Source organism: Boseongicola sp. (assembly GCA_014075275.1).
Taxonomy (GTDB): Bacteria; Pseudomonadota; Alphaproteobacteria; order Rhodobacterales; family Rhodobacteraceae.
This window is the reverse complement of record CP046179.1, coordinates 2,169,562-2,193,846: the sequence shown is the minus strand read 5'-3', so window position 1 is coordinate 2,193,846 and position 24,285 is coordinate 2,169,562. Positions and strand designations below refer to the sequence as shown.

The window sequence follows — 24,285 nt, the reverse complement described above, 5'->3', positions numbered from 1 at the left end:
GAATTAAATCTCGTTCAGTAACTGTTGAGGGCTTAGGCCCTTGATTTTTGGGGTGGATTGCACCGTGCCATTTTCAATCAGATCAATCAGCCCATCGCGACCGACTATTGTAGTATTTGCCGCTGACTTTCGCGCGCAGCCTTTTTCGCACCCCGAAACATGAAGAGTGCCTGACACCTTCGTTGCTATCTGGCGCGCAACTGTGCGGGTTTGGATAGAGGCGCTGATGCAGTGCGGCATACCGGGGCAGGCGTCGACCCGCAGCAATGGGTCATCTTTTTGAGTTATTGCGTCGTCATGGCCAAACCCACTAATGCCTTCCAGCAGGAGCATGCGGTTGTGCGTAAGGCGAACGCCAAGGCATTTGAGAGTAATCTCCGAGATGAGTTTCGTCGCCAGACGGCCAAAAGGTAGCCCGACAATTTGACCATGCTCGGTCAATTCTGGCTGCGGTTCTGATTGTTCGTGCGTTGGCGTCAATTCCTGCCAAGTGCCTTCTGGCTGCTGAGATTGAAGAACCAACGCCATCCTTCTGAATTGTTTGTCCCTTCGAGCAGAAAACCAACGGGCGAGATCCATGACGCGATCAATGGCTTCATCTTCTGCAACCAGACGACCGGCATCCAAACCATCAGCCCGAACTATCAGGCGACCATCGGCGGCCCGTTCAAGCCTGATATCCGCCGACGCTGCGGAAAGGTGCCGGACAGGCCCAACATCTATTGAGAACCCGAATTTGGCAGGCAAGTCAGGGAGTTCTTCCAACCGACGGACCAGTTCATCCGCTAGGCGGCAGGTCAGGTCACCTTCTTGCCAAATCGGAGAAATCAAAACATTGCGCCGACTTTCCAAGACTGAATTGGCGTCAAGCAGATTGGCTTGGGCCAATGCGTCAAGAACCGCCCCGTGATCCTTGGTGTGTATGCCACGAACTTGGACATTGGCACGGTTGGTGACGTCAATCTGCCCATTGCCGTATTGGTCTGAGATCGCTGCGATCGCATCAAGCTGTGCCGATGACAAACGCCCCATCCACGGGCGCACGCGCACTATCAACCCGTCGCCGGACATCATCGGGCGGTAAGCTCCGGGACACCATCCTTTTGGTTGAGCGTTCATTCCGCCGCTTCCATTGCCGCACGGATGGAATTGCTTCGACTTTGCCAAAGATCGGCGGCCTCAAGGGCTTCGAACCGCTCTTTCATGGCTGCATATGCGCCAGCATTCTCCTGCTTTAGGAATGCGGAAACACCCGAGTCTCCTAAGGTGGTTTCGAAATACAAATCGAATAAGTGGGATGGCACTACATTGGCTAGATGGGCGAAAGCTGCCATGTGATCCAGGGTCGCAGCAATTTCTGCCGCGCCGCGAAAACCGTGGCGCATCATGCCCGAAATCCAATCCGGATTTGTTGCTCTTGCGCGCACAACCCGCGCGATTTCCTCAGGAAGGGCGCGTGCGCGCGGTGCGTCAGGGTCGGTATTGTCCAGATGATACAGCGCTGCTTGCCCGCCGATTTGTTCCTTTGCAGCCGCAAAACCGGCTTCATGCGCGGCATAGTCACTTGCCAATAGAATATCAGTTTCCGGCAAATCCTGAAGATGAACAAAACTGTCAGCAGATGCGATCCGCTGCCGAATGCCGTCGGTGTCTCTAATCGACGTTTCACCGTCGATTGCCCAGGAACTTGCCGACAGCCATGCCTCGCCGGCATTTGCGCGGCCTGCATCCGAGTAGTCCTCGATGCTAATGTTCATGCCAAGTCCGTATTTGCCCGGTTCTGGGCCGTAGACGCGTCGCAGTTTTTGACCAACATATGGGTTCCAGTCGGCGGTCTCGTCCCGGTTTTCAAGCAGTCCCACTGCTTGCCCGAACAATGTTGAAAGCGTCGGAAATACATCGCGGAACAGACCCGACACGCGCAGGGTTACGTCAATGCGTGGGCGTTCAAGTTCCGCAATGGGAAGAACTTCAATTCCGGACACCCGTTCAGAGCCCTCATCCCAAACTGGCCGGGTGCCAAGCAAGTGCAGAGCCATGGCGAATTCTTCGCCAGCGGTCCGCATTGTGGCCGACCCCCAAAGATCGACGATCAATCCTTTTGGCCAGTCGCCGTGATCCTGAAGATGACGGCGCACCAACTCGTCAGCCAATTTTACTCCTTGCGCATAAGCGCTTCGGGTTGGAACCGAACGGGGATCAGTGGTGTACAGATTGCGACCTGTTGGAAGCACATCTTGGCGGCCCCTGTAGGGCGAACCCGACGGCCCGGCATCGATACGCTTGCCACGAAGTGCGTTTAACAAAGATGTTTGCTCAGCCTTGGCTGATGTCTCGGTATCAAAGCACGCATTCCCGGTCGGTGTGCGTCCCCAGACATGCAGGCCATCCCCAAATTTGCTTTCCTTAATATCGCAAACAAACCGATCAATTCGCGTTATGGCCTCCTCCGAGCAAATCTCATCCGTGACACCAAGGTCGTTCTCGACGCCTTGCAACCGGGCTTCATCGCGAATGTTATCTTGCAAACGGTCCCGCCGTTTTGGGTCCAGCCCGTCAGCGTTTGAAAACTCGTCCAGTAATGCCTCAAGCCTGATCAGCCGGTCTGGCGTACTGCTTTCGACTTGAGGCGGCGGGATGTGACCCAGCGTTACCGCCCCAATTCTTCGTTTTGCCTGTGCAGCTTCGCCGGGGTCATTGACGATAAATGGATAGATTACAGGTGTCGCGCCGATCAACGCTTCGGGCCAACACCCCCCGGAAAGCGCAACTGACTTCCCCGGTAACCATTCCAACGTGCCGTGAGCGCCAATGTGAACCAGCGCATCGCATTGGTTTTTCAGCCAAAGATAAAAGGCGACGTATCCATGTCGTGGGGTCCGCGAAAGGTCGTGGTATTCGTCATGGCGCAAGGCCGGATTTCCCCGCTCTGGTTGCAATGCAACTACCGCGTCGCCGCGATATGTGACTGAAAGCCGAAGTGCCCCATCGAAATGATCAGGGTCGTTTTCTGGTTTGCCCCAAACGGCAAATAGATCGTCTCGCAAATTTTGCGGCAGTTTTGCCACTTCAGACGCATAAGACGACAATGGCCAGTCGACATGGCCTGACGTCAAATCGTTTTGCAAATTCGAATCTGTGGTCACTGAATGACCACTGGCTGCCAAGTCACCCAGTATCGCCTCGGCAGAAGCCAATGCATCCAGGCCAACGGCGTGCGCCATGTTCCAGTCTTTGCCCGGATAAGTCGACAATACCAAAGCAGGACGCCGCTGCTGAGCGGGCAGAGCAGCCAAGTTTGTCCAGGCTTTCACTTTGTCAGTGATCGCAGAAATGCGCTCGGGCTCCGGGCTATGTGCGTATCGAGAGAACTGAAGCGCCTTGTCGCGGGTTTGACTTTCCTTGAACGACGCCACTCCGGCGAACAGTCGCCCATCCAGTTCTGGCATCACCACATGCATCGCAAGATCGGAGGGAGAAAGCCCGCGTTCTGCGGTCGCCCAGGCATCCTTGTCGGATGTTGCTAACGCGATTTGAAAGACAGGAACATCTGCCACATCGAGGGGCGAGGAATTGTCGTCACCTTTACCACTGAAACTCGTCGCATTCACAATCGCGGCGGGCTTCAGATAGTCCAACTGTCGTCGCAGCCAGCGCGCGGCGTCCGGTGCTTTCAGGGATGGCGCGAAAAGTCCGAGAACGTCACATCCGCGAAGCCGTAGCGCGTCAAACAATGCCTCAATTGGGTCAAGGTCCGAGGCACTGAGAAAAGCCCGATAGAAAGTAACAATAACGAGCGGTTTGTCAGATTCCGGAAGGATTAGCGGGCAAGCCAGACCATGCTCCGGCGTCCATGCGCCCACCATTGGCAAGGCTTTTGAGCCTCTGACAGGTCCTGCATATAGGCCGGCTGCGAGTGATAACTGTGCCAGTGCAGCGTGTGCGGCAGTGGAGCCGCCAGTATCACAATGGTGCGATAACCGTCGAAGCGTCGAAACCGGTAGCGTCGATACCTCGTCAAGCTGGGGATCAGCACGCCCGTCTGCCGGTAGCACAGCAAGAGCAATACCACGCTCTTGCGCCAGTGCCTGAACCTGTTGAAGTCCATAGGACCAATAGGGCATTCCGCCGATCAATCGGATCAAAATACCTTTCGCGCCGGACAATGTCTGCTCAACATAAGTGTCAACGGAAAGGGGGTGTCTGAGCGCAGCCAAATTGGCCAATCGAAGCGTGGGCAGCTTGTTTTTCCCGCGATGCCAAGCCGCCGCAAAGGACCCAAGATCGCTATCAGAAAAGGAAAGAACCACCAGATCTGCTGGCGTCTGCCCCAGATCTGTTGGTGTTTCCGTTTCTTCCAGCCCTTGGCTTTCCCGGAATACGACATGCATCTTGCGGGCTTCCCTTGCCTATTCCGCTGCGACAGTCTCGGATAACGCTGCGCGGATTGCGTTGCCGTTCACGTCGTCATGCTCGGCGATAACGACCAACCGGCCCTGACGCGGCTCGTCGGGTTGCCACATTCTGTCGTATTGAGACCGGACCCGCGCACCAACAGCCTGAACCAAAAGGCGGGACGGTTTACCAGTAACCGCTGCATACCCTTTGACGCGCAGGATGTTCTGATCCTCGGCCATTGCCTTGATCCGACGAACCAAATCTTCGGGTGTGGCAACCTCGTCGATGTTTACAACGATGCTTTCAAAATCGTCATGCTCATGGTCGTCAAACCCGTCGTGGTGACTTGGACGCGCGTCCATGTCGTCTTCGGCCGCAGCCTCCAGGCCAAGAACGATCCTTGGGTCGACATTGCCTTCGGCGACCTCAACAATTGGCAATGGGCGCGGTGCTTCGCTTGCGACGATGGCTTTCGCTTTGGCAAGTCCTTCGGCGCCAGCAAGGTCCGGCTTAGTTAAAAGTACAATGTCGGCGCAAGAAATCTGGTCCTCAAAAACTTCCGACAGCGGCGTTTCGTGATCAATGCTTTCATCGGCCAAGCGCTGAGCGTCGACCGCCTCGACATTGGAGGCGAACCGTCCGGCAGCAACGGCTTCAGCGTCTGCCAGAGCAATGACACCGTCAACTGTTATGCGCGACCGGATATCTGGCCAGTCGAATGCCTTTAGTAGTGGTTTCGGAAGGGCCAGCCCGGAGGTTTCGATGATGATGTGCTCCGGGCGAGGGTCCAAAGCCATCAGTGCCTCGATTGTCGGGATGAAATCGTCCGCAACGGTGCAGCAAATGCAGCCGTTCGCAAGTTCCAAGATGTTCTCTGCCGGGCATTCTGGGATGGCGCAGCTTTTCAGAATTTCGCCGTCTACGCCCACGTCACCAAATTCATTGACGATCACAGCAAGGCGCTTGCCTTGGGGGTTTGTCATCAGGTGGCGAACCAGGGTCGTCTTACCGGAACCCAGAAAGCCGGTGATAATTGTGACGGGAATTTTAGTGAGATCAGTCATTTCAGGACTCCAATGGCGGAATGCGGGCAATGCAATTCTTGCGGAAGTGTTCGGGTCGTTCGCGCCACGGAACCAATCCGTCGGCGGTCGATTGATATCGCGCAGATCCGTCAAGAACGACGCTGGCGCTGTTAGGGTCAAGATTTCCGTAGACGTAACTCCAGCGGCCTTCGCCGCGCAAAGCAATCGAACAACCACGTGTGCAATTTGAAAGGCACTCGACGCCTTTCACGGTTATGTTTGCAGAAATGTCCGAGCTGTTCAATGCTTCAAGCAACAAAGTTCCAGGCCGCACATCGTCGTCGGGAGCCTCGCCAGCGCGTCGGCATTTTACGCAAACAAGTAGTTCTGCGGGTGGTTTGGCCACTTCGCTCATGTCTTAGTCCCAATTCTCATGGGGCTAAGGGCAGATGACGGGTGCGAAACAGGGCCTCCCGACACCCGGAACACCCCGCCCGGTTACGTCTCAGTCTTGCTGGCAGGTCTCCCGGCTTGCGGATATCAGGACATCAATCCTGGCGGCTCTCCTGCCTTCCCGATGACGAAACATCAGTGGCATTGGTTGGCCTTATCCGGTCACGGTCGCGGGGGCGGCTGTACTAGGCAAATTCGCTTTACCTGCACATTCCCTTTTCACCTACAAAAGCAGGCACCAGCAAAGAACTCATGCAGCCCGATGGCGGTCTGAGTCAATGATCGTTTTGCAATGAGAGACCGAATTCACAATGGAATCGAACCTGTTCCAGCATACGCAACGCTCACCGGAACTGACGGGTGCAACAAAGTGTTTTGATCAAAGCCGCGATAGCTTGTGTGAAACGCTATGTGCTGCCTGCTGGACCAGTTTTCCAATTCGCTCCGGGCCGTCGTCGGTCATGTTGATATCCGGCAGAGAAATGCCCAGTGCAGCAATGGCGTTTCCATCAGGCAAGACGATGGCCGCGCCGAAACTAAGAATACGGTCCCGGAATTCGCCGGTATCAAAGGCGTAGCCCCGTTCCCTTGTCGTTGTCATGTCATCATCCAGATCACCGAGCGTGGTGATCGTGTTTTCAGTGAACTGTTCAAAAGTCTTGGGCAGGATTTCACGCATCCGATCATAATTGGCGGACAAGATCGCTTTACCAGTGCCGACACAATGGATAGGGGCGCTGCCGCCAATCGGGTTCCAAGACCTAATGGCCTTCTGGCTTTCCACTTTATAGATGTAAATCACCGACATTCCTTCAGGTACTGCAAGATAAATAGTTTCACCGGTTTCGCGACTAAGGATCGACATTTCCGGCGCGGCAAACTCTCTCAGATTCAGATTTTCCACCAAATGACGACCCACCTGCCAGGTTTTTAGCGTGGCTGAGTATGATTTGTCTGCGCCATGCTTCACATACCCAAGTGTCGTAAGTGTTTGCAAAAGCCGAAATGTATTTGATTTCGTAAGTTCCAGTTCTCTTGAAAGCTGCGTGACACCCTTACCGTTTTTGGCTCTCGCTAAGTTTTCAAGTATTAACAATCCCTTAGAGAGCGTAGAATCAACGCGGGGCTCGGTTTTTGCTGCAGGCATCTGGCCTCGTCCGTTCGGGTTGCGGTCTCGCAACCCCTGTTGAGTCTGAGACCTGCGATTTACTTGCGAACCATTTCAGATTGCGCAATTTGTAAGCTAATTGGCCTGAAAGCATCCAAGCACAAACTGGCTTTGTTTCGATATGAGAGAAACTAATGCCAAATATCAACACAATGCAATGGTCCGCCAAAAACTCGGCAGCCTATTGCCACTTCCGATAATTCAATTTCACTTAAGCTGTGAAATTGACGGAATGGATCTTTCCATCACTCGAATGCTGTGTCAAAATACAATATAATTGTTTCTTATATCAGCACAAGGCGAGTCATAGACGTGAGCGCTGGTCGTATCACTGCCAATCACTGGGGCGCAGGCGTTGCCACTGTAAAAGATGGCAGGCTTGTCAACGTTGGGCCGCATCCCGAGGATCCGGACCCATCGAGAATTAATGAAAATATTGCGAGCAGCCTGAACGGTGAAGCGCGCGTGCGACGGCCTGCGATTCGACAAAGCTGGCTTGAGCATGGTGCAACAGCCAATGCGGGTGAACGTGGAAAGGATCCTTTCGTCGAAGTTAGCTGGGACCGAGCGCTGGATCTGGTTGCAGGCGAGCTCAAAAGAGTGATTGCCGACCATGGCAATGACTCAATATTTGCCGGCTCTTATGGTTGGTCGAGCGCCGGCCGCTTCCATCATGCCCAAAGTCAGCTGAAGCGTTTCCTCAATTCATTTGGCGGCTTTGTCCGGACCGAGGGGAATTATAGCTATAACGCCGCTCTGCAATTGATGCCGTATATCCTTCAGAATTACCGTCTGATGGTGCAGAACGCCACGCGATGGCCCGTGATTGCCGACAACAGCGATCTTGTTGTGATGTTTGGCGGTGTGCCATTGCGGAGCACGCAGGTGTCAGACGGCGGCCTTGGTTTTCATAAGGTTCCCAACGATATAGAACGCTGCGTTAACGCGGGTGTTTCATTTGTGAACTTGAGCCCTCTAAGATCGGACGCAGGGGATCAGTTAAAGGCCGATTGGGTGCCAGTTAAACCTGGGACTGACACAGCAATCATGATGGGCCTCGCCCATACACTGCTCACAGAAGAACTTCACGATCAGGTATTTCTCGACCGCTATACGGTCGGTTTCGATCAGGTGCGGTCGTATTTGATGGGCGAGCAGGACGGCGTTGCGAAAGACGCTGACTGGGCTGCAGCTCTTTCCGACATGCCAGCCAATAATATACGCAGCCTCGCGCGTAAGATGGCTGACGGACGAACGATGATCACAACCACAGCCGGTATCCAACGGGCCGATTTTGGTGAGCAGCCCTTGTGGATGACGGTGACGCTCGCGGCAATGTTGGGTCAGATCGGCCTGCCAGGCGGTGGATTCGGAATCGGATATGGCGTGAACGGTAGTTTTGGGTCGACTGGTCGTCCCTATCGTAGTGGAACAATGCCCCAGCATTTCAATCCGGTGGAAAACTTCGTTCCGGTCGCAATGTTTGCCGATGCGATGCTGAACCCAGGTCAGCCCTATGACTACAGTGGGCGGAACATGGTATTTCCCCAGACCCGCATGGTTTGGTGGGCGGGCGGAAACCCGTTCCATCACTGCCAGGATCTAAATCGACTGCGTAAGGCGTTCCAACAGCCCGATACAATTATCGTGAACGAGATCAACTGGACCAGTACCGCGCGACACGCGGACATCGTCTTGCCAGTCGCCGCACCAGAGGAGCGCGCGGACTTTGCTGCAGGAAAATGGGACAACGCGTTGATTCCAATGCCACGGCTGGCTCAACCAGCGCATGAGGCACGCGAAGAGTATGACATTTATTGCGCGCTCGAAGAGCGAATGACAAACGAAAAGCCGTTCAGCCTTGGACGAACGTCCGACGAATGGCTTGAGAGTCTTTGGCAGGAAACCCGCGAAACAGCGCGCGCCTATGGCGATGATTTGCCGACGTGGCCGGAGTTCTTAGATGGAGACATCATCCGTTTAGAGGACCCTGAGCCACGGCGTTCTCTGCTCAGCGAATATCGCAACGACCCAAATGAGAATCGCCTGAAGACGCCAAGCGGAAAGATCGAACTATATTCCGACGTGATTGCCAGCTTTGACTATGATGATTGTCCGGGCCAAGCGGTTTGGATGCCACCGCGTGCGCATACAAATGGCCAGCTCGATGCATATCCTTTGCATATGATCTCCGGACAGCCGGAAACCAGACTGCACAGCCAAATGGATAACGGTTCCTTCAGCAAAAGCCGCAAAATTCAGGATCGCGAGCCGGTACTTATCAATTCGGAAGATGCCGCGTTGCGGGGAATTAATGATGGTGATGTCGTTGAACTATTTAATGGTTATGGCCGCTGCCTGGCCGGTGCGATAGTAACTGACGATATACGACCGGGCGTTATTTTCCTGTGGACGGGGGCTTGGTATGATCCCGATTTCGACGCGCCACAAGATCGGGACCGGCACGGCAACCCTAACGTTTTGACCCATGACTTGAAAACGTCGCGATTATCGCAAGGTCCGGCATCGCATTCTGCATTTGTGGACGTCCGGCCGTTTGAAGACCCGGTGCCCGAGATCACTGTGCATCGGCAACCAGCGTTTGCGACCGAAAACGAATAGGTAAGGGTGCTTAGATACAGCGCCCGCCGTCAACTTCCATGCACACCCCCGTCACCATGCTCGCTTCGTCCGAGCACAGATAACAAGCGGCGTTTCCCATGTCCTCGGGCGTCGAAAACCGCCCCAGCGGGATCGTAGACAGAAACTTGGCCCGAATTTCAGGGGTGTATTCGCCCATGAAGGTTTTCAGCAACGGTGTTTCACCGGCCACAGGATTAATGGCGTTAACCCGTACGCCTGACGGTGCCAACTCAACCGCCATCGCCTTTGTCGCGGTAGTCATCCAGCCTTTTGATGCGTTGTACCAACTCAATCGCGGGCGTGGGCTGACAGCGGCCGTCGAAGCCACGTTTAATATCGCCCCGGACCCTGCCGCCTTCATCAAGGGCACAATTGTTTTGGCAGTTAGAAATACAGACTTAATGTTCACTGACACGACCCTGTCGAATTCATCCTCGCTGATGTCTTCCAGTGCAGCTGGCTGATGAGTTACGCCAGCGTTGTTGACCAAGATGTCAATTTTCCCAAAGGCCGACATTGCTTCATCGCCTAAAGCTTTGACCTCATCTGCCTTCGAAACGTCGGTTCTGAGAAAATGCGCGCTATGGCCCATTTCTGCCGCGAAAGTGGTCCCAAGTTCTTCGTTTAGATCAGCAATTACGACCCGGCATCCCTCAGCGATGAACTTTCGCACGATACCCGCGCCAAATCCCGAAGCACCGCCCGTAACAATCGCTGTTTTATAGCTCAGCCTCATACCCAATCCTATCCGTGCAACGCCGCGACGGTCTTTAGTGTTGAAAATCCTAGAAGGGCCTCAAAGCCTTTTTCGCGGCCATGCCCCGAAAATCCCGTTCCTCCAAATGGCAATTCTACACCGCCGCCTGCACCATAGTTGTTGACGAAAACCTGCCCGGCACGGAGTTTTTTGGCCATTCGCATTTGTCGGGCTCCATCACGTGTCCAGACAGATGCCACCAGACCGTAGTCTGTGCCATTCGCAATTGCGACAGCGTGGTCCTCATCTTCAAACGGGATCAAGACCTGAACAGGTCCAAAAATCTCGTCTTGAGCCAAGCCGTGCGCAGGATCGACTCCCTCGAACAAGGTTGGCAACACATAGGCACCGTTTGAAGGAGCGGAACTGTCCAGCACACCCTGCGCCGCGATGCTCAAATCCGATCCTTTTGCCAAGAAGTCTTCCACGATGGACTTTTGCCGGGTCGAAATCAGTGGGCCGATGTCAAAATCATCCAATGCGGCACCAACACGAAGGTCCTTGTAGCGCTCTGCCATGCTGTCGCGCACGCTTTCATAGACACCTTTTTGCACCAGAATGCGTGAAGAAGCCGAGCAGGTTTGTCCGGCATTTTGAATGCCGGCATTCACCAGAAACGGGAGCGCAGCTTCGATGTCGGCGTCATTAAAAACGACTTGGGGGGACTTGCCACCCAATTCCAATGTCACGGGAACCAGGTTTTGCGCAGCCGCTGTCTGGATTATTCGCCCGACACCGACCGATCCGGTGAAAGAAATGTGCCGCACAGACGGATGCGCCGCCAAGGCCGCGCCAGCTTCGCTTCCCAGTCCGGGCACCACATTCAATGCGCCCTCGGGTAGCCCAGCAAGACGCGCAAGTTCAGCAAAGGCGAGGGCAGTTAGACAGGCTTCTTCGGCAGGCTTCAGAACTGCGGCGTTGCCCATGGCCAATGCCGCGCCAACCGACCGCCCAATGATCTGCATCGGATAGTTCCAGGGCACGATATGTTCTGTCACCCCATGCGGTTCACGCAGGGTATAAACTGTGTATCCGTCCAGATAGGGAATGGTGGCCCCGTGAACTTTGTCCGCTGCGCCCCCGTAAAACTCCATGTACCGCGCCAGTGCCAGGACATCTGCGCGGGCTTGCTTTAGGGGCTTGCCCACGTCCACCGCTTCCAGCTTGGCCAGCTCATCAATGTTATCCAGCACCAGCATACCGATATTGGCCAAGCAGCGACCGCGCTCTGCCGCTGTATGTCGGCCCCAGTCTCCAGACAGGGAATTTTCGGCAGCCAGAACAGCCCGGTCGATATCATCGGCACCGCCTCGGGCGATTTCACACAAGACCGAACCGTCGGACGGGTTGTGTAGGTCAAGCGTCTCGCCGGCAACAGTAGGAACCCAGTTCCCTCCGATGAAGCACTGATCGGCATCGACACCCAGCGGATGAACCGTCATTTCGCACCTCCTTCAGGCATTGGCAGTCGAGATCTCCGGCAGCTTCGGGGCGGCGGCCAGTAATGACTTTGTATAGTTGTGTTGCGGATCATGAAATACGTCGCTGGTCAAACCTTGCTCGACTATCTTTCCTGCCTTCATGACCATCACCCGATCCGAGATCGATTGAACGACTGACAAGTCATGAGAAATAAACAGATACGTAAGCCCGTGGCTTGCGGCCAATTCGGCCAACAGATCCAAAATTTGGGCACGGATTGAGACATCCAGCGCCGAGACAACCTCGTCCAACAGGATGAGATCAGGCCGTATGATCAACGCCCGCGCGATGGCTAGGCGCTGTCTTTGCCCCCCCGAAAACTCGTGGATGTATTTGAACTGATCGTCGGCCCTAAGACCAACTTCCTTCAAGGTTTCGGCGATTTTGTCGGTTCGTTCTTCCGGCGATGGTTGCTCATCAAGCAAGTGAAAAGGTTCGGTAATCAAGCGATCGACGCGATGGCGAGGATTGAAAGAACCATAAGGATCCTGGAACACCACTTGCATGCGGCGACGCAAAGCGCGATCCGGTTTTGATCCCGCAAAGACCGACTTGCCGCCCAACAATATTTCCCCGCCCTGCAACGGCTCCAAACCTAAAATCGCACGGGTCAAAGTGGACTTTCCACATCCGCTTTCCCCAACCAGCCCAAGGCATTCATTTCGGCGGACATCAAAGCTGACGTTGTCTACGGCGCGGAAGTGTTCAATCGAACCGAACAGCGACTTTCGAGGCAACCGATAATTCCGAACCACGTTCCGAACCGACAAGATCGGCGTCTCATCAGGAGAGGCGCTCTTGTCCGGCTGATGTTTCGAGGCGAAATACAATGCCTTAGTGTAGGGATGCCGCATCGTCTCGAACAAGGTGTCGGCGGCACCTGTTTCGACAACTTCGCCATCTTTCATAATGGCAATGTGGTCAGCAACATCCGCGACAACCGCCAGGTCATGGCTGATCAACATCAACCCCATATCATCTTCATCCACCAGACGTTTCAGCAGGCGCAAGATCTCGGCCTGGGTCGTCACATCAAGCGCCGTCGTCGGCTCGTCTGCGATAAGCAGTTTGGGTTGAAGGGCGATTGCCTGAGCGATCACGACACGCTGTCTTTGACCGCCTGACAATTCATGTGGATACGATGACAAGGGAAACCGTTCGGCAGGTAGCTCGCAGCGATCCAATACTATGCGAGCGCGCTCGATAGCTTCGGATTTTCCAACGTCGCGGCGGTGAATAAGAATGGCTTCGGAAACTTGATCTCCAATTGTTTTCAACGGATTAAGCGCAGTCATAGGTTCTTGAAATACGATGGAAACGTCGTCACCCCGGATCGCACAAAGTTCGCTTTCGCTGGCGCTCAGCATGTCGAAGCCGTTCAGCTCAACACTACCCGACGACGCAGCCCCGCGTGGAAGCAGCTGCAGGATCGAAAACGCGGTCATGGACTTGCCGGAACCACTTTCACCAATGACACCAAGCGTTTGCCCAGACTCCAGCGACAGCGATACATCCTGCAAAATCGATGTGCCGTAGATTGAAAGCGAAAGTCCTTTGATATCCAGCAGACTCATCCCAGATCCCTCCTGATCCGGGGGTCCAGAATGTCCCGCAAACCGTCACCCAACAGGTTCAATCCCAACACCATGAAGACAATCGCCAATCCCGGGAACATGGCCAGGTGTGGTGCAAGACTGATCATTGTTTGGCTGTCGGCTAACATACGCCCCCAACTTGGAATCGGCGGCTGCGCCCCAAGTCCGACATAAGACAGCGAAGCCTCGGCCAGAATGCCTAGCGAGAACAGGATGGTCCCCTGTACGATCAGCAAGTTTAGAATATTGGGCAGGATATGCTCGACCGAGATGCGTGCCGCACCTTTTCCCGAAACCCGTGCCGCCAAAATAAAGTCCCGCTTCCAAAGGCTAAGGGCTGATCCACGGGTTAATCGGGCGAAAACTGGAACGTTGTAAATACCAATCGCGATAACGGCATTAACCGCACTTGGTCCAAAGCTCGCGGTAATCAGAATTGCAATCAACAGGGACGGGAACGCGAATATCAGGTCATTCCCGCGCCCAACCACTTCGTCCAGCAGACTGCCGCGATTTGCGGCTGCCGCAAGCCCCATTGGCACCCCAAACCCCATGCCCACGCCAACTGCCACCAAAGCTACTGCGATTGAAGTCCGAGCGCCCACCATGATCATCGACAGTATATCTCGTCCAAAGTGATCCGTGCCCAGCACGTGGTCGGGTGACGGTGTCTTCATCCGTTCCGCAATATTCAGAACTTCAATGTCATAAGGGATCCAAAGAAAGGACAGGAGCGCCGCTCCAGCGAATATCGCGGTCAGTATGCCTCCGATGACCAGATTTCGCGACGCCATCATCCCGCCCGCCTTAATCGCGGATCAACCGCAGCATATGCGATATCCACTGCGAAATTGACCAGGATGACCGCAAAAACCAGCAACATGACCGTGCTTTCAACGACGATCAAATCTCGCTGTGCGATGCTTTGAAAAATTAACCGCCCAAGCCCCGGCAAGAAGAATACGTTTTCGATGATGATGGCGCCTGCCAATAAGAACGAAAACTGAAGTCCAATGATTGTTAGCACCGGTATCAAAGCGTTTCGCAATGCGTGACGCCACAGCGCTTGTCTTTGGGTTAGCCCCTTTGCTCGCGCCGTTCGAATGAAGTCTTCGCCAAGAGTGTCCAACAAAGCAGACCGCATAACCCGCGCCAATATCGATGCCTGTGGTAGCGCCAGCGAGACTGCTGGAAGTGTCAGCGCCTTCATGCCCGCGAATAAACCTTCGTCCCATCCTGGAAAACCGCCGGCTGAAAACCAACGCAAGTTGATGGAAAAAAACAGAACCAACAACATCGCGAACCAAAAACTAGGCACCGCAATCCCTAGCTGCGTTAGCCCCATAACTGTTGTATCCGCGGCTGAGCCGCGCCGTGTTGCCGCCAAAATGCCAACCGGAAATGCAATCAACGTTGACAGGGTCAGGGCAAACAACGCCAACGGCAATGAAATCCAGAGACGTTCGCCGATCATTTCGGTCACAGGAGTTCTATAGGTGTAAGACGTGCCAAAATCACCCATCAGCATGCCCGAAACCCAATTGACGTATCTCTGCGCCATGGACACATCCAACCCCAGCTGCTCGCGTAATGCTGCGACGGTGTCAGGTTGTGCGTTGATACCCAGCATAAATGCCGCTGGGTCTCCGGGGATGACTTCAATAGCTGTAAAGACGACAACACTCGCCACCACCAAACTGACGGCCAGCGATAGCAATCGCGTCAGTATATAGCGCGCCATGGCGAGTGCCTCTCAAGCGCCTCGGCGAACGAAATCGCCGAGGCTTACAGGTCGATTTAGTCGGACCAGCTTACGCCCGTCAGATCAACGGCTTGCGTGGGCGCATCTTCCCAAAGTCCATTCACTTTGGCGTTCGTAACCGTCGGAACAGCCAGTTGGAACAGATAGCCGTTCACATAGTCTTCTGAGATGATGGTCTGTGCCTTGTGAATCAATTCTGTCCGCGCCGCCGGATCGGTTTCACCGGTCAAATCGACGATCAACTGCTGATAGTCAGGATTGTCATACTGAAAGTAGTATTCAGGACGCGCATAGATCCCAATGTCAAACGGTTCGGTGTGACTGACAATCGTTAGGCCAAAATCATAACCGCGGAAAACTTGTTCAAGCCACTGCGCCCATTCCAGGTTCGAGATCTCGGTATTAATACCAACCGCGCGTAACTGCGCCGCAATGATCTCGCCTCCACGGCGGGCATAAGACGGCGGAGGAAGTTTCAATGTGGTCGTAAAGCCGTCTGCATACCCGGCTTCTGCCAGCAATGCTCGGGCTTTGTCTGGGTCGTAATTCGAATTGCCGGTCAGATCGATGTAATCAGGATTATGCGGCGCGAAATGCGTTCCAATTGGCGTACCAAGCCCGAACATCGCACCATCAATGATAGCCTGACGGTCAATTGCATGGGCAACTGCCTGACGCACGCGCACATCGTCGAAAGGCGGCATCTTGTTGTTGGTGGAAAGAATGGTTTCGCCTTCGGTCGATCCAAACAAAACCTTGAACCTTGCATCCGCCTCAAATTGCGGCAGGTTCTCCGGGGCAGGGTAGTTGTAAAAGACATCTACATCCTCTGCCATCACAGATGCAAAGGCTGCTGTCGGATCGCTTATGAATTTAAATGTTGCGGTCTCTAAAGCTGCCGCATCACCCCAGTAACTGTCATTGCGCACCAGCTCAATCTCGTCACCCTGGACCCAGTTCGAAAACTTGAACGCACCTGTGCCAACTGGATTGGTTTTGATGGTTTCAATGCTTTCCGGCGCGACAATTACGGCATCGCCCCAGGCCATGTTGAAGAGGAAGCTGCCATTTGCGGCCGAAAGCGTCACCTTGACGGTGTTGGCGTCGACGGCTTCGACGCTTTCGATCCCGCCAAACAGGGCCTTTTGAGCGTTCACACTTTCTTCCCCGCGTGCGCGGTCCAATGAAAACACCACGTCATCTGCGTCCATCGTTGTGCCATCGTGAAACGCGACACCGCTTCGCAGATTGAAGGTATAGGTCAATCCATCGTCAGAGATTTCCCAGCTTTCCGCCAGCCCGGGATTTACTGACCCATCCGGGCCAAACCGTGTCAGCCCCTCGAAAACGTTGGAATACACAACCTGATCGATTGCACCCGCAGCAGCGCTGGTTGGGTCAAGATGGGGCGGTTCCAATTGCAGCCCAACCGTCAATCCGGTCTCAGCCGAATAGGCCGCCGAAGCTCCCACAAGTGCCAGGGCGGCGACGCCCATCAGATACGTGTTTTTCATGTTTTCTCTCCCTTTGTGCCGCTGTCTGTCAGCAGATCGACAAGGCAGCGCCCCATCACATTAGCCGAGTCCAGCATATCGTCTACCTCGATGTATTCATCCGGTTTATGCGCAAGTTCCAACAATCCGGGCCCATAGGCGATGCAATTCTTTAGTCGCCCAATTCTATCTATGTGTTTTTGATCGTAAGTTCCCGGAGATACAACATATTCTGCTTCGCGACCTACAACCTCGTGAATGGCTTTCGCCACGCTTTCAACCACGGGTGACGTTTTATCCGTCATCGTTGGAACTACATGATGCATCTCACGAACGTCATACGAGAACGTTTCGCGCTCTGATTTCACTTTTTCAAGAACGTCGATAATTTCGTTTTGCACGTCTTCAAGGCGTTCTTCGATCAAAAAACGACGGTCGACTATCATCCGGGCGCTGTCTGGCACGCACGCGGATGGAAACCCCATAAAATCGGCGGGCAGCTCATCCTGTCCACCGTGGAACGAATTAATATTCATTGTCGATTGGCGCGCACCTTCAGGCACCACTGGCATTTCAGTTTTGCGGGCCGCCAGGGCGGGGTAAAGCGATTGCTCCATCTCGTGCAGCACGGCCCCCATATGCCGAACCGCACAGTCGCCCAGAAATGGCATAGACCCATGGGCAATTTCGCCGTGAGTTTCGATCTCTGCCCACCAAACACCGCGATGCCCAAGGCAAATGCGATCCTTGTGAAGAGGTTCAGGAATGATCACATGCTGTACGCGCTCGGGCGAGAAATAGCCCTGATCAGCCAGATAAGCGACGCCGCCATATCCGCCCGTTTCTTCGTCTGCTGTGCCAGATATCTCGATAGCGCCCGCGAAATTGGGAACGCATTCCAGAAATGCTTCGACAGCTATTATCGAAGCCGCAAGTCCGCCTTTCATGTCGCAGCTACCACGCCCGTAAATGCGCCCATCCACCAGCGCTCCACCAAATGGGTCTTGCGTCCATCCTTGGCCGACTTCCACAACATCCGTGTGAGAATTGAAGTGAACGCATTCGCCGGAAATTGCACCTACCCGTCGCGCGACGACATTCCACCGGGGATACTTTTCACTATCGCCCGGACTACCTTCGGCACGCACCAATTCGATGGAAAAACCGACATTTGCCAGGCGGGTTTTAAGATACTCGCAAATCTCGCGATAATTCTCGCCCGGTGGATTGAGTGTTGGAATTCGGATCAAATCCTGGGTGAGCGCAATCAGATCTTCGCGTCGCGCAGTGATAGCGCGGCTCAAATTATCATCGGGGTCCAATGGCATACTTGGTTCGCTCCCACTCAGCTCTGGAAACCTGCACTAGCAGGAAGCAGGTATCAATAGCTGGTGGCTCGGCCAAATCTCAACGGCCAGTAACACCGAAGAGCAATTTCGAACTGCAATCGGGTCAATCGACGGCAAGTGCGGCCAGTTCATCGGCAGCTTCGCGAAGGCGCTTCAGATACTGAACGAGGCTACTGATGTCATGTCGTTGAATAGGTGCGTGAATTGAAAGCGTCGACAAAAGCCGATTTTGATCGTCTAGGATTGGAACCGCAATTGCTGCCATCCCGTCCATGAACTCTTCATTATCGGTTGCGTAACTCCGTTCGCTCGTATTTTGCAACTCCTCGGACAGGTCTTTCACTCGCACCAACGAGCGTTTCGTGTGTCGCGTTAACGGTAAAGCTTTCAGCGTTCGATCCAACTTGTCTCGCCGCAGGGCGGACAAATACATCTTCCCACTTGCCGTGCAGTGGAAAGGCACCTGTGTGCCGATTGGTAATTGAATGCGCAATGGCCAGTGGGTTTCCACACGCTCAAGATAGATCATCCCCTCGCGGTTTGGTACGGCGATATTACAGGTTTCTCCCACATCTGACGCAACCGCGCGCAGAATTGCCATCCGATCTGTACGCATTCGTTCTGAAGACAGCGTATTGGTGGCGATGCGCCGAAGTCTCCGTCCGGGTCCGAAACTTTTGCCGTCAATATGCCGTTGCAACAACTCCTCTGCCTCGGCAGTATTCAACAGCCGGTGCATTGTTGGCTTTGGTAGACCCAAGGCATCACTTAGTGCCGCTGGCGACATCGGCACCCCGGACTGGGCCACCACTTCCACAAGACGAACCAGTCTCAGGTTAGTGGGGATTTGCCCAATCTCGTGATGCACGTTGTCGTCCGGCATAGACCCTCGTTTATCTGTTCGGCAGCAAAGCCAGTGCCATTTCGGGGGTCAGGGCCACAAAGATCCAAACCGCAAGTAGCGACACAAGATAGATCGTCGAATACCGCAACAGACGGAAATAAGGCACCCCGGTTACGCCAGATGCGACATAAAGGTTCAATCCATAGGGTGGCGTGATGAAACCAATCGATGCTCCGACCAGGAATATGACCGAGAAGTGGACCGGATCAACACCAACACTCACTGCAATCGGCGCAAGAATTGGGGCCAGAATGATTGTTACCGGTAGTGATTCCAAAATCATGCCGGCGACAAAAACCATAGCCATGGCAGTAAACAGAACAGGATAGTACCCACCCATTCCCGTTACAAAGCTGCCGATCACTTCCTGTGCACCCAGCAAAGATAAGATTTGCTGCATCACGACCGATACCGCAATCAACGGCGCCAGAATGCCCGAAATTTGCGCGGACCGAACAACAATCGAAGGGATTTCGGTCAGCTTGAAACCTTCAACTACAACCATCGAAGACAGTGATTTTTCTTCAATTGGAGTATCGGCGCTCGTGCCCATAATCTTGTTGGCGGGATAGCTCAGCATTCCAACGATAATACAGAAGCCAACCGTCACACCTGCCGCCTCGGTCGGAGAGAATTTACCAGTGTAAATTCCCCATAGAACCAACCCGATGGCAAAGAAACCAAGCCAGGCACCGACGCCAGTCTTAATAACGCGGCTCAGCGATAGTTTGATGATGTAGCCCCAGCCGTTAATCGAACATACGACGAAGCAGGCGATCATCATGGCCAAGACCATCAGTGTGCCAGGTATGATGCCCGCAATGAACAAGTCCGAAATCGGCAGATTCATCAAGAAGCCATAGACGATGAAGATAATCGACGGTGGAATGATGATCCCAACCGTGCCGCCAGCGGCAGCGGTTGCCGCCGAAAAGCGCTCGTCATAGCCGCCTTTGACCATTTCAGGGTGCAACATTGACCCAATCGTTGCAGTGGTTGCCGAGTTGGACCCCGAGATCGCTGCAAACAATCCGCAAGCGCCAATTGCCGCCATCGCAAGACCGCCCCGTATCCAGCCCAAACAGGCATAGGCAAAATCAGATAATCGTTTCGCGATGCCCGACTTATTGATCAGGTCGCCGGTCAGAATAAACAACGGCATCGCCATCAGGGCAAAGCCATCTTTAAAGACGTTCAAAAGCTCAGAGCCAGTGTTGTCCAGCGTCAGATCCAGCACAAAGCTGCACCCTACAACCCAGTAAAAGATGATCAGCAAAACTGGCGTGCCCATCATGAACAAGACGGTAACGGCCAAAGAGATAAGTGTAATCCAGGTTCCGTCGGTCATTATACATCCCCCCCGATTACAGCCTGTTTGATCATCGGGCCGCCATTTCGATAATTTGCGATGTCTTCGATGGCGTTCCCAACCACGCGACCTGCCAACATGATGAAACAGATCGGCATGGTAACCATGAACCACCACCGCATAACATTGTCGGTTCCAAGGACGATGGCGAAGTTGTCGTAGGTATTCACAGTGGCACGCGCTGTTGTCGTGACCACAATGATGGCAAAAACCATCCAAAGCACATTGTCGACCATCAGACAGGCTAGCTGCCCGCGGTGGCTCATCTTTGTGCGAAATTCGGCAAAGCTCAGATGGGTGCGCAACTTCACGTTAAACGAACAACCATACCAGGCCATAATCATGAACAAGAGCGGCGGAATCGTCGTTGACCATGGAACCTGAGCTGAGAAAACAAATCTCTGGATCACGCCGACAAAGATGATGCCTGCCATAATCACATAGGTATAAACGACGATCGACTTCTCCAGATTGCGATCGATCCAAGGTACTGCCTTGTAGATATAGTGAACAAGAAACGCGCCAATGATAGTCAGCGGTCCTAAGACGAACCACGCCCCGTCCGACCGATAGGCCTTCACGACACTGAAATTGATATCACCACTCAGCGTTGCCGTAACAATCGTCTGCATGTCTGCCCATATCGACATCTGGCGGCCCTCCCTTTGGATCCGATAGAAAAAAACTCTAAAATTAGTCTACCGTTAAAAAAAGGCCGGCCCTAACTTTCGGGCCGGCCAGTCTGCCTAGTTGTCGATTACGCTTTCCACCAACGACGTGGTTCAACGTTCTCCGGCAATGTGTCCGCAGGGATGGTGCGAACTTCGTCATAGATTTCCTGATAGGTGTCTGCGCCACCCTGCCAGCCATTGATCCGCTCACGCCACTGTTCCCAAAGCTGTGGTTGGAACTCTGGCGAGCACATCTCTTCCGCTTTCTTGATCTCGGCGTCAGACAAGAACGCGTTGCGTACATTGTTCTTGGCAAAGATCGTGTTTGGAAGTTGTGGATCGGAAAGACCAACTGTCTTGACCAGTGCGGCTTCGTTAGCAGCTTGCACGTGGGTTTGAGCCCAGTAAGAGGATTCCATAACGGCATCCTGCAAGTCACCACCAAGTTCATCAAATACCGAAGCCGACATTGCTGTGTGCTCGGTGCCGCAGAAGAAGTTCAGATGAACCGACTGTGAAACCACTGGCGACATGTTGGCATAAGCCACAGCCGAGGCCCAAGTCTCAGCTCCATCAATCAGACCTTGCTTCAGACCATCAAGTGTTTCTTCCCAGGCAACTGGAACTGGGTTCAGGTTCAACGCAGTCATCGCGATACGGCCAAGTTGGGTGCCTGTTACGCGGTTCTTGGTGCCAAACAACTGCTCAATGGATGTCACCGTTGGCTTGTCTTCCCAGGACAGACCTAACTGGATGCCGCGAAGTTCAGCGTGGCTGAACAAGAACTTCAAGCCGTGACGACGCTCGTAAGGCTCACGAAGAAGCGCTTGTGACTTTGGCGAATACAGGAAGTGATACTGGTCTGCCCGGTTACGGAACATGTAGGCATAGTCCAGAACGTTCAGATATGGTGCACCACCGGCAGAGTTCTGAGTCGATGCAGCATAGATATCAACGATGCCTTGCTGTGTTTTCTCAACGCAGGACACCTGGCCACAGATTTGGTTGTTGCCGATAAAGTCGACGCGGATTTCGCCATCGGTGCGGCTTTCGAGGTCACGCGCAAATTCCAATGCACCCGCACGCTCGATCAACAGGTTTTGTGGGTTAAATCCAGCAGCGCCAAACTTCAGTGTGTGCTTTGCCTCTTTAGCGAATCGCTTTTCGTAGGTTGATTCGGCTGCTCGTGCCAAATTGCCCACTGTCATGGCCCCGCCGAACGTGCCAGCTGCCAAAAGCGTCGAACTTAGACCGTAAGTCCCTGCTACTCTAAAGAAATCCCGGCGCGATACACCGCCAATCCGATCAGATATTCCCATGTTTTCCTCCCTTAATGTCAAAAAATGAGACGTTTCGTTTCAAAAAACACTAGAACGGTATGATCTTTCTGCATAGAGTTTTTTTATTGCCGGAAGGGAAAAGTGGGTTGGAAGCTGATTTCATAGTCATTGGTGCGGGTTCTGCAGGGTGTGTTTTGGCCAATCGCCTCAGCGCCGACCCGACGAACAAAGTGATCCTTCTTGAGGCAGGGGGGCGTGACTGGAACCCATGGATTCACATCCCCGTCGGGTATTTCAAAACCATCCACAATCCGTCCGTCGATTGGTGCTATGTCACCGAACCGGATCCTGGTTTGAATGGGCGGTCCATCGAATGGCCGCGCGGCAAAGTCCTGGGCGGATCGTCGTCCCTGAATGGCCTTCTTTATGTAAGGGGTCAGCCACAGGACTATGATCGCTGGCGCCAGATGGGAAATACCGGATGGGGCTGGGATGAAGTGCTCCCCCTTTTCAAACGTGCCGAGCGCAACGAGCGGGGTGCAGATGACTACCACGGCGATCAGGGGCCGTTGTCCGTCTCAAACATGCGTATCCAGCGACCTATAACTGACGCCTGGGTCGCAGCTGCGCAGTCTGCCGGCTATAAGTTCAATCCAGATTACAACGGCGCCGACCAGGAAGGTGTCGGGTTTTTCCAACTGACGGCGCGCAATGGTCGCCGGTGCAGTTCAGCGGTCGCCTACCTCAATCCAGTGCGCGGGCGCGAGAACCTGCAAATCGTCACCCACGCGCAAGTCGACAAAATTGAAATTGAAAATGGACGCGCAACGGGCGTCACCTACAAAGACCGCAGTGGAAAACTTCAAACGATATCGGCCAACCGTGAGATCATACTTTCGGGCGGGGCCATCAATTCGCCTCAGCTTCTTATGGTTTCTGGCATAGGCGATGGTGCCGAACTTGGAGAACACGGAATAGAAGTTAAGAAAGAGCTCTCCGGCGTCGGAAAAAACATGCAGGACCACCTGCAAGCCCGTTTGGTTTACAAATGCAACGAGCCGACGTTGAACGACGAAGTCAGCAGCCTGTTCGGTCAGGCCCGCATCGCTTTGAAGTATGCAATGTTCCGTTCTGGGCCCATGACCATGGCCGCAAGCCTCGCAACCGGCTTTCTGAAGACGCGCGAAGATATGGAAACGCCCGACATCCAGTTTCATGTCCAACCCCTGTCTGCCGAAAATCCCGGCAAAGGGGCCGACAAATTCTCGGCCTTCACAATGTCAGTGTGCCAATTGCGCCCGGAAAGCCGCGGCGAAATCAAGTTGGACTCAGCTGACCCGCGGCAGTATCCAAAAATCGTTCCAAACTACCTGTCCACCGAGACCGATTGCCGAACCGTTGTTGAAGGCATCAATATTGCGCGCCGCATCGCGCAGCACGCGCCACTTACGTCAAAGATTTCTGAAGAATTTCGACCCCACGCAAATCTGGACATAAACGACTACGAGGCAACATTGGACTGGGCGCGCAATAATACCGCCTCAATTTACCACCCGACCGGTACGTGTAAGATGGGCACCGGCGATGACGCGGTTGTTGATCCGCGACTTAGGGTGCATGGCATCAAAGGTTTAAGAGTGGCGGATTGTTCGATCATGCCAGAAATAGTGTCTGGCAATACAAATGCTCCGGCCATCATGATCGGCGAAAAGGCTTCTGATCTGGTGCTGGGTAAGTCCTGAACTACCACCTGCCGAAGACAGATCGCGGACCAAGACGGCAGTTTCGTGTTCTGAGATAATCCCAGGTATATCGCCGGGGTTCGTTCTCACTCCGGAAAAGATGAAACAGTTCGCGCTATTTGGCGCAAAAAACGCGACAATGGTTGCGTGTTCATGAACAATGATAATTGTTTAAAAACCTACACTTGCGTGAC

General features: G+C 53.9%; 18 protein-coding genes and 1 riboswitch. Of the genes, 2 read left to right on the top strand and 16 right to left on the bottom strand.

What is annotated here, in order from left to right; translation table 11 throughout:
* Positions 1-3: 3 nt before the first annotated feature.
* The 5 genes from GKR98_10955 to GKR98_10935 form a co-directional block, all read right to left on the bottom strand.
* The gene (locus tag GKR98_10955; GenBank protein QMU58664.1) at positions 4-1,119 is read right to left on the bottom strand and encodes a cobalamin biosynthesis protein CobG; all 1,116 of its coding nucleotides are present in this window, start codon (positions 1,117-1,119) and stop codon (positions 4-6) included.
* Positions 1,116-4,391, bottom strand: coding sequence for a cobaltochelatase subunit CobN (cobN, locus tag GKR98_10950; GenBank protein QMU58663.1), 3,276 nt, complete (start codon positions 4,389-4,391; stop codon positions 1,116-1,118). Before cobN ends, GKR98_10955 begins: the two co-directional genes overlap by 4 nt.
* Before the next feature lie 18 nt (positions 4,392-4,409).
* Positions 4,410-5,462, bottom strand: a complete 1,053-nt coding sequence (gene cobW, locus GKR98_10945; GenBank protein QMU58662.1) for a cobalamin biosynthesis protein CobW — start codon at positions 5,460-5,462, stop codon at positions 4,410-4,412.
* 1 nt (position 5,463) lies between these two features.
* Entirely contained in the window at positions 5,464-5,838 is a 375-nt protein-coding gene (locus tag GKR98_10940) for a DUF1636 domain-containing protein (GenBank protein QMU58661.1), read from the bottom strand.
* An 83-nt stretch (positions 5,839-5,921) separates the two neighbouring features.
* Positions 5,922-6,134, bottom strand: a riboswitch (cobalamin riboswitch).
* Between the two features lie 121 nt (positions 6,135-6,255).
* Complete coding sequence (locus tag GKR98_10935) at positions 6,256-7,023, bottom strand: helix-turn-helix domain-containing protein (protein ID QMU58660.1); 768 nt, start codon at positions 7,021-7,023, stop codon at positions 6,256-6,258.
* 348 nt (positions 7,024-7,371) lie between these two features.
* On the opposite strand from GKR98_10935, the gene GKR98_10930 reads away from it, so the two are divergent.
* The gene (locus GKR98_10930; protein ID QMU60063.1) at positions 7,372-9,666 is read left to right on the top strand and encodes a molybdopterin-dependent oxidoreductase; all 2,295 of its coding nucleotides are present in this window, start codon (positions 7,372-7,374) and stop codon (positions 9,664-9,666) included.
* Between the two features lie 10 nt (positions 9,667-9,676).
* Here GKR98_10930 and GKR98_10925 read toward each other — a convergent pair whose 3' ends face one another.
* The 11 genes from GKR98_10925 to GKR98_10875 form a co-directional block, all read right to left on the bottom strand.
* Positions 9,677-10,423, bottom strand: coding sequence for a glucose 1-dehydrogenase (locus GKR98_10925; protein QMU58659.1), 747 nt, complete (start codon positions 10,421-10,423; stop codon positions 9,677-9,679).
* Between the two features lie 8 nt (positions 10,424-10,431).
* On the bottom strand, positions 10,432-11,886 hold the full coding sequence (locus GKR98_10920; protein QMU58658.1) for an aldehyde dehydrogenase family protein: 1,455 nt from the start codon (positions 11,884-11,886) through the stop codon (positions 10,432-10,434).
* A gap of 12 nt (positions 11,887-11,898) precedes the next feature.
* Positions 11,899-13,500, bottom strand: a complete 1,602-nt coding sequence (locus GKR98_10915) for a dipeptide ABC transporter ATP-binding protein (protein QMU58657.1) — start codon at positions 13,498-13,500, stop codon at positions 11,899-11,901.
* A complete protein-coding gene (locus GKR98_10910) occupies positions 13,497-14,315 on the bottom strand; it encodes an ABC transporter permease subunit (protein QMU60062.1) in 819 nt (272 codons plus the stop codon). Before GKR98_10910 ends, GKR98_10915 begins: the two co-directional genes overlap by 4 nt.
* Positions 14,315-15,262: an ABC transporter permease subunit gene (locus tag GKR98_10905; GenBank protein ID QMU58656.1), complete on the bottom strand. Its 948-nt coding sequence runs from the start codon at positions 15,260-15,262 to the stop codon at positions 14,315-14,317. The genes GKR98_10910 and GKR98_10905 overlap by 1 nt, the downstream gene beginning before the upstream one ends.
* Positions 15,263-15,318: 56 nt before the next feature.
* Positions 15,319-16,797, bottom strand: a complete 1,479-nt coding sequence (locus tag GKR98_10900) for an ABC transporter substrate-binding protein (protein QMU58655.1) — start codon at positions 16,795-16,797, stop codon at positions 15,319-15,321.
* Positions 16,794-18,104: an acetylornithine deacetylase/succinyl-diaminopimelate desuccinylase family protein gene (locus GKR98_10895; protein ID QMU58654.1), complete on the bottom strand. Its 1,311-nt coding sequence runs from the start codon at positions 18,102-18,104 to the stop codon at positions 16,794-16,796. The genes GKR98_10900 and GKR98_10895 overlap by 4 nt, the downstream gene beginning before the upstream one ends.
* A gap of 124 nt (positions 18,105-18,228) precedes the next feature.
* Complete coding sequence (locus GKR98_10890; GenBank protein ID QMU58653.1) at positions 18,229-19,008, bottom strand: helix-turn-helix domain-containing protein; 780 nt, start codon at positions 19,006-19,008, stop codon at positions 18,229-18,231.
* 10 nt (positions 19,009-19,018) lie between these two features.
* Positions 19,019-20,377: a TRAP transporter large permease subunit gene (locus GKR98_10885; protein QMU58652.1), complete on the bottom strand. Its 1,359-nt coding sequence runs from the start codon at positions 20,375-20,377 to the stop codon at positions 19,019-19,021.
* Complete coding sequence (locus GKR98_10880) at positions 20,377-21,048, bottom strand: TRAP transporter small permease subunit (GenBank protein QMU58651.1); 672 nt, start codon at positions 21,046-21,048, stop codon at positions 20,377-20,379. The genes GKR98_10885 and GKR98_10880 overlap by 1 nt, the downstream gene beginning before the upstream one ends.
* A gap of 107 nt (positions 21,049-21,155) precedes the next feature.
* Positions 21,156-22,388, bottom strand: a complete 1,233-nt coding sequence (locus tag GKR98_10875) for a TRAP transporter substrate-binding protein DctP (GenBank protein ID QMU58650.1) — start codon at positions 22,386-22,388, stop codon at positions 21,156-21,158.
* Positions 22,389-22,447: 59 nt separating this feature from the next.
* Between GKR98_10875 and GKR98_10870 the strand changes: the two genes are divergently transcribed.
* Complete coding sequence (locus tag GKR98_10870; GenBank protein ID QMU58649.1) at positions 22,448-24,091, top strand: choline dehydrogenase; 1,644 nt, start codon at positions 22,448-22,450, stop codon at positions 24,089-24,091.
* The last annotated feature ends 194 nt before the right edge of the window (positions 24,092-24,285 follow it).

Bases quoted from the DNA above. Each gene is read 5' to 3' on its own strand.
- GKR98_10955 (QMU58664.1), bottom strand. From the start codon at position 1,119: ATGAACGCTCAACCAAAAGGATGGTGTCCCGGAGCTTACCGCCCGATG.
- cobN (QMU58663.1), bottom strand. From the start codon at position 4,391: ATGCATGTCGTATTCCGGGAAAGCCAAGGGCTGGAAGAAACGGAAACA.
- cobW (QMU58662.1), bottom strand. From the start codon at position 5,462: ATGACTGATCTCACTAAAATTCCCGTCACAATTATCACCGGCTTTCTG.
- GKR98_10940 (QMU58661.1), bottom strand. From the start codon at position 5,838: ATGAGCGAAGTGGCCAAACCACCCGCAGAACTACTTGTTTGCGTAAAA.
- GKR98_10935 (QMU58660.1), bottom strand. From the start codon at position 7,023: ATGCCTGCAGCAAAAACCGAGCCCCGCGTTGATTCTACGCTCTCTAAG.
- GKR98_10925 (QMU58659.1), bottom strand. From the start codon at position 10,423: ATGAGGCTGAGCTATAAAACAGCGATTGTTACGGGCGGTGCTTCGGGA.
- GKR98_10920 (QMU58658.1), bottom strand. From the start codon at position 11,886: ATGACGGTTCATCCGCTGGGTGTCGATGCCGATCAGTGCTTCATCGGA.
- GKR98_10915 (QMU58657.1), bottom strand. From the start codon at position 13,500: ATGAGTCTGCTGGATATCAAAGGACTTTCGCTTTCAATCTACGGCACA.
- GKR98_10910 (QMU60062.1), bottom strand. From the start codon at position 14,315: ATGGCGTCGCGAAATCTGGTCATCGGAGGCATACTGACCGCGATATTC.
- GKR98_10905 (QMU58656.1), bottom strand. From the start codon at position 15,262: ATGGCGCGCTATATACTGACGCGATTGCTATCGCTGGCCGTCAGTTTG.
- GKR98_10900 (QMU58655.1), bottom strand. From the start codon at position 16,797: ATGAAAAACACGTATCTGATGGGCGTCGCCGCCCTGGCACTTGTGGGA.
- GKR98_10895 (QMU58654.1), bottom strand. From the start codon at position 18,104: ATGCCATTGGACCCCGATGATAATTTGAGCCGCGCTATCACTGCGCGA.
- GKR98_10890 (QMU58653.1), bottom strand. From the start codon at position 19,008: ATGCCGGACGACAACGTGCATCACGAGATTGGGCAAATCCCCACTAAC.
- GKR98_10885 (QMU58652.1), bottom strand. From the start codon at position 20,377: ATGACCGACGGAACCTGGATTACACTTATCTCTTTGGCCGTTACCGTC.
- GKR98_10880 (QMU58651.1), bottom strand. From the start codon at position 21,048: ATGTCGATATGGGCAGACATGCAGACGATTGTTACGGCAACGCTGAGT.
- GKR98_10875 (QMU58650.1), bottom strand. From the start codon at position 22,388: ATGGGAATATCTGATCGGATTGGCGGTGTATCGCGCCGGGATTTCTTT.
- GKR98_10870 (QMU58649.1), top strand. From the start codon at position 22,448: ATGATCTTTCTGCATAGAGTTTTTTTATTGCCGGAAGGGAAAAGTGGG.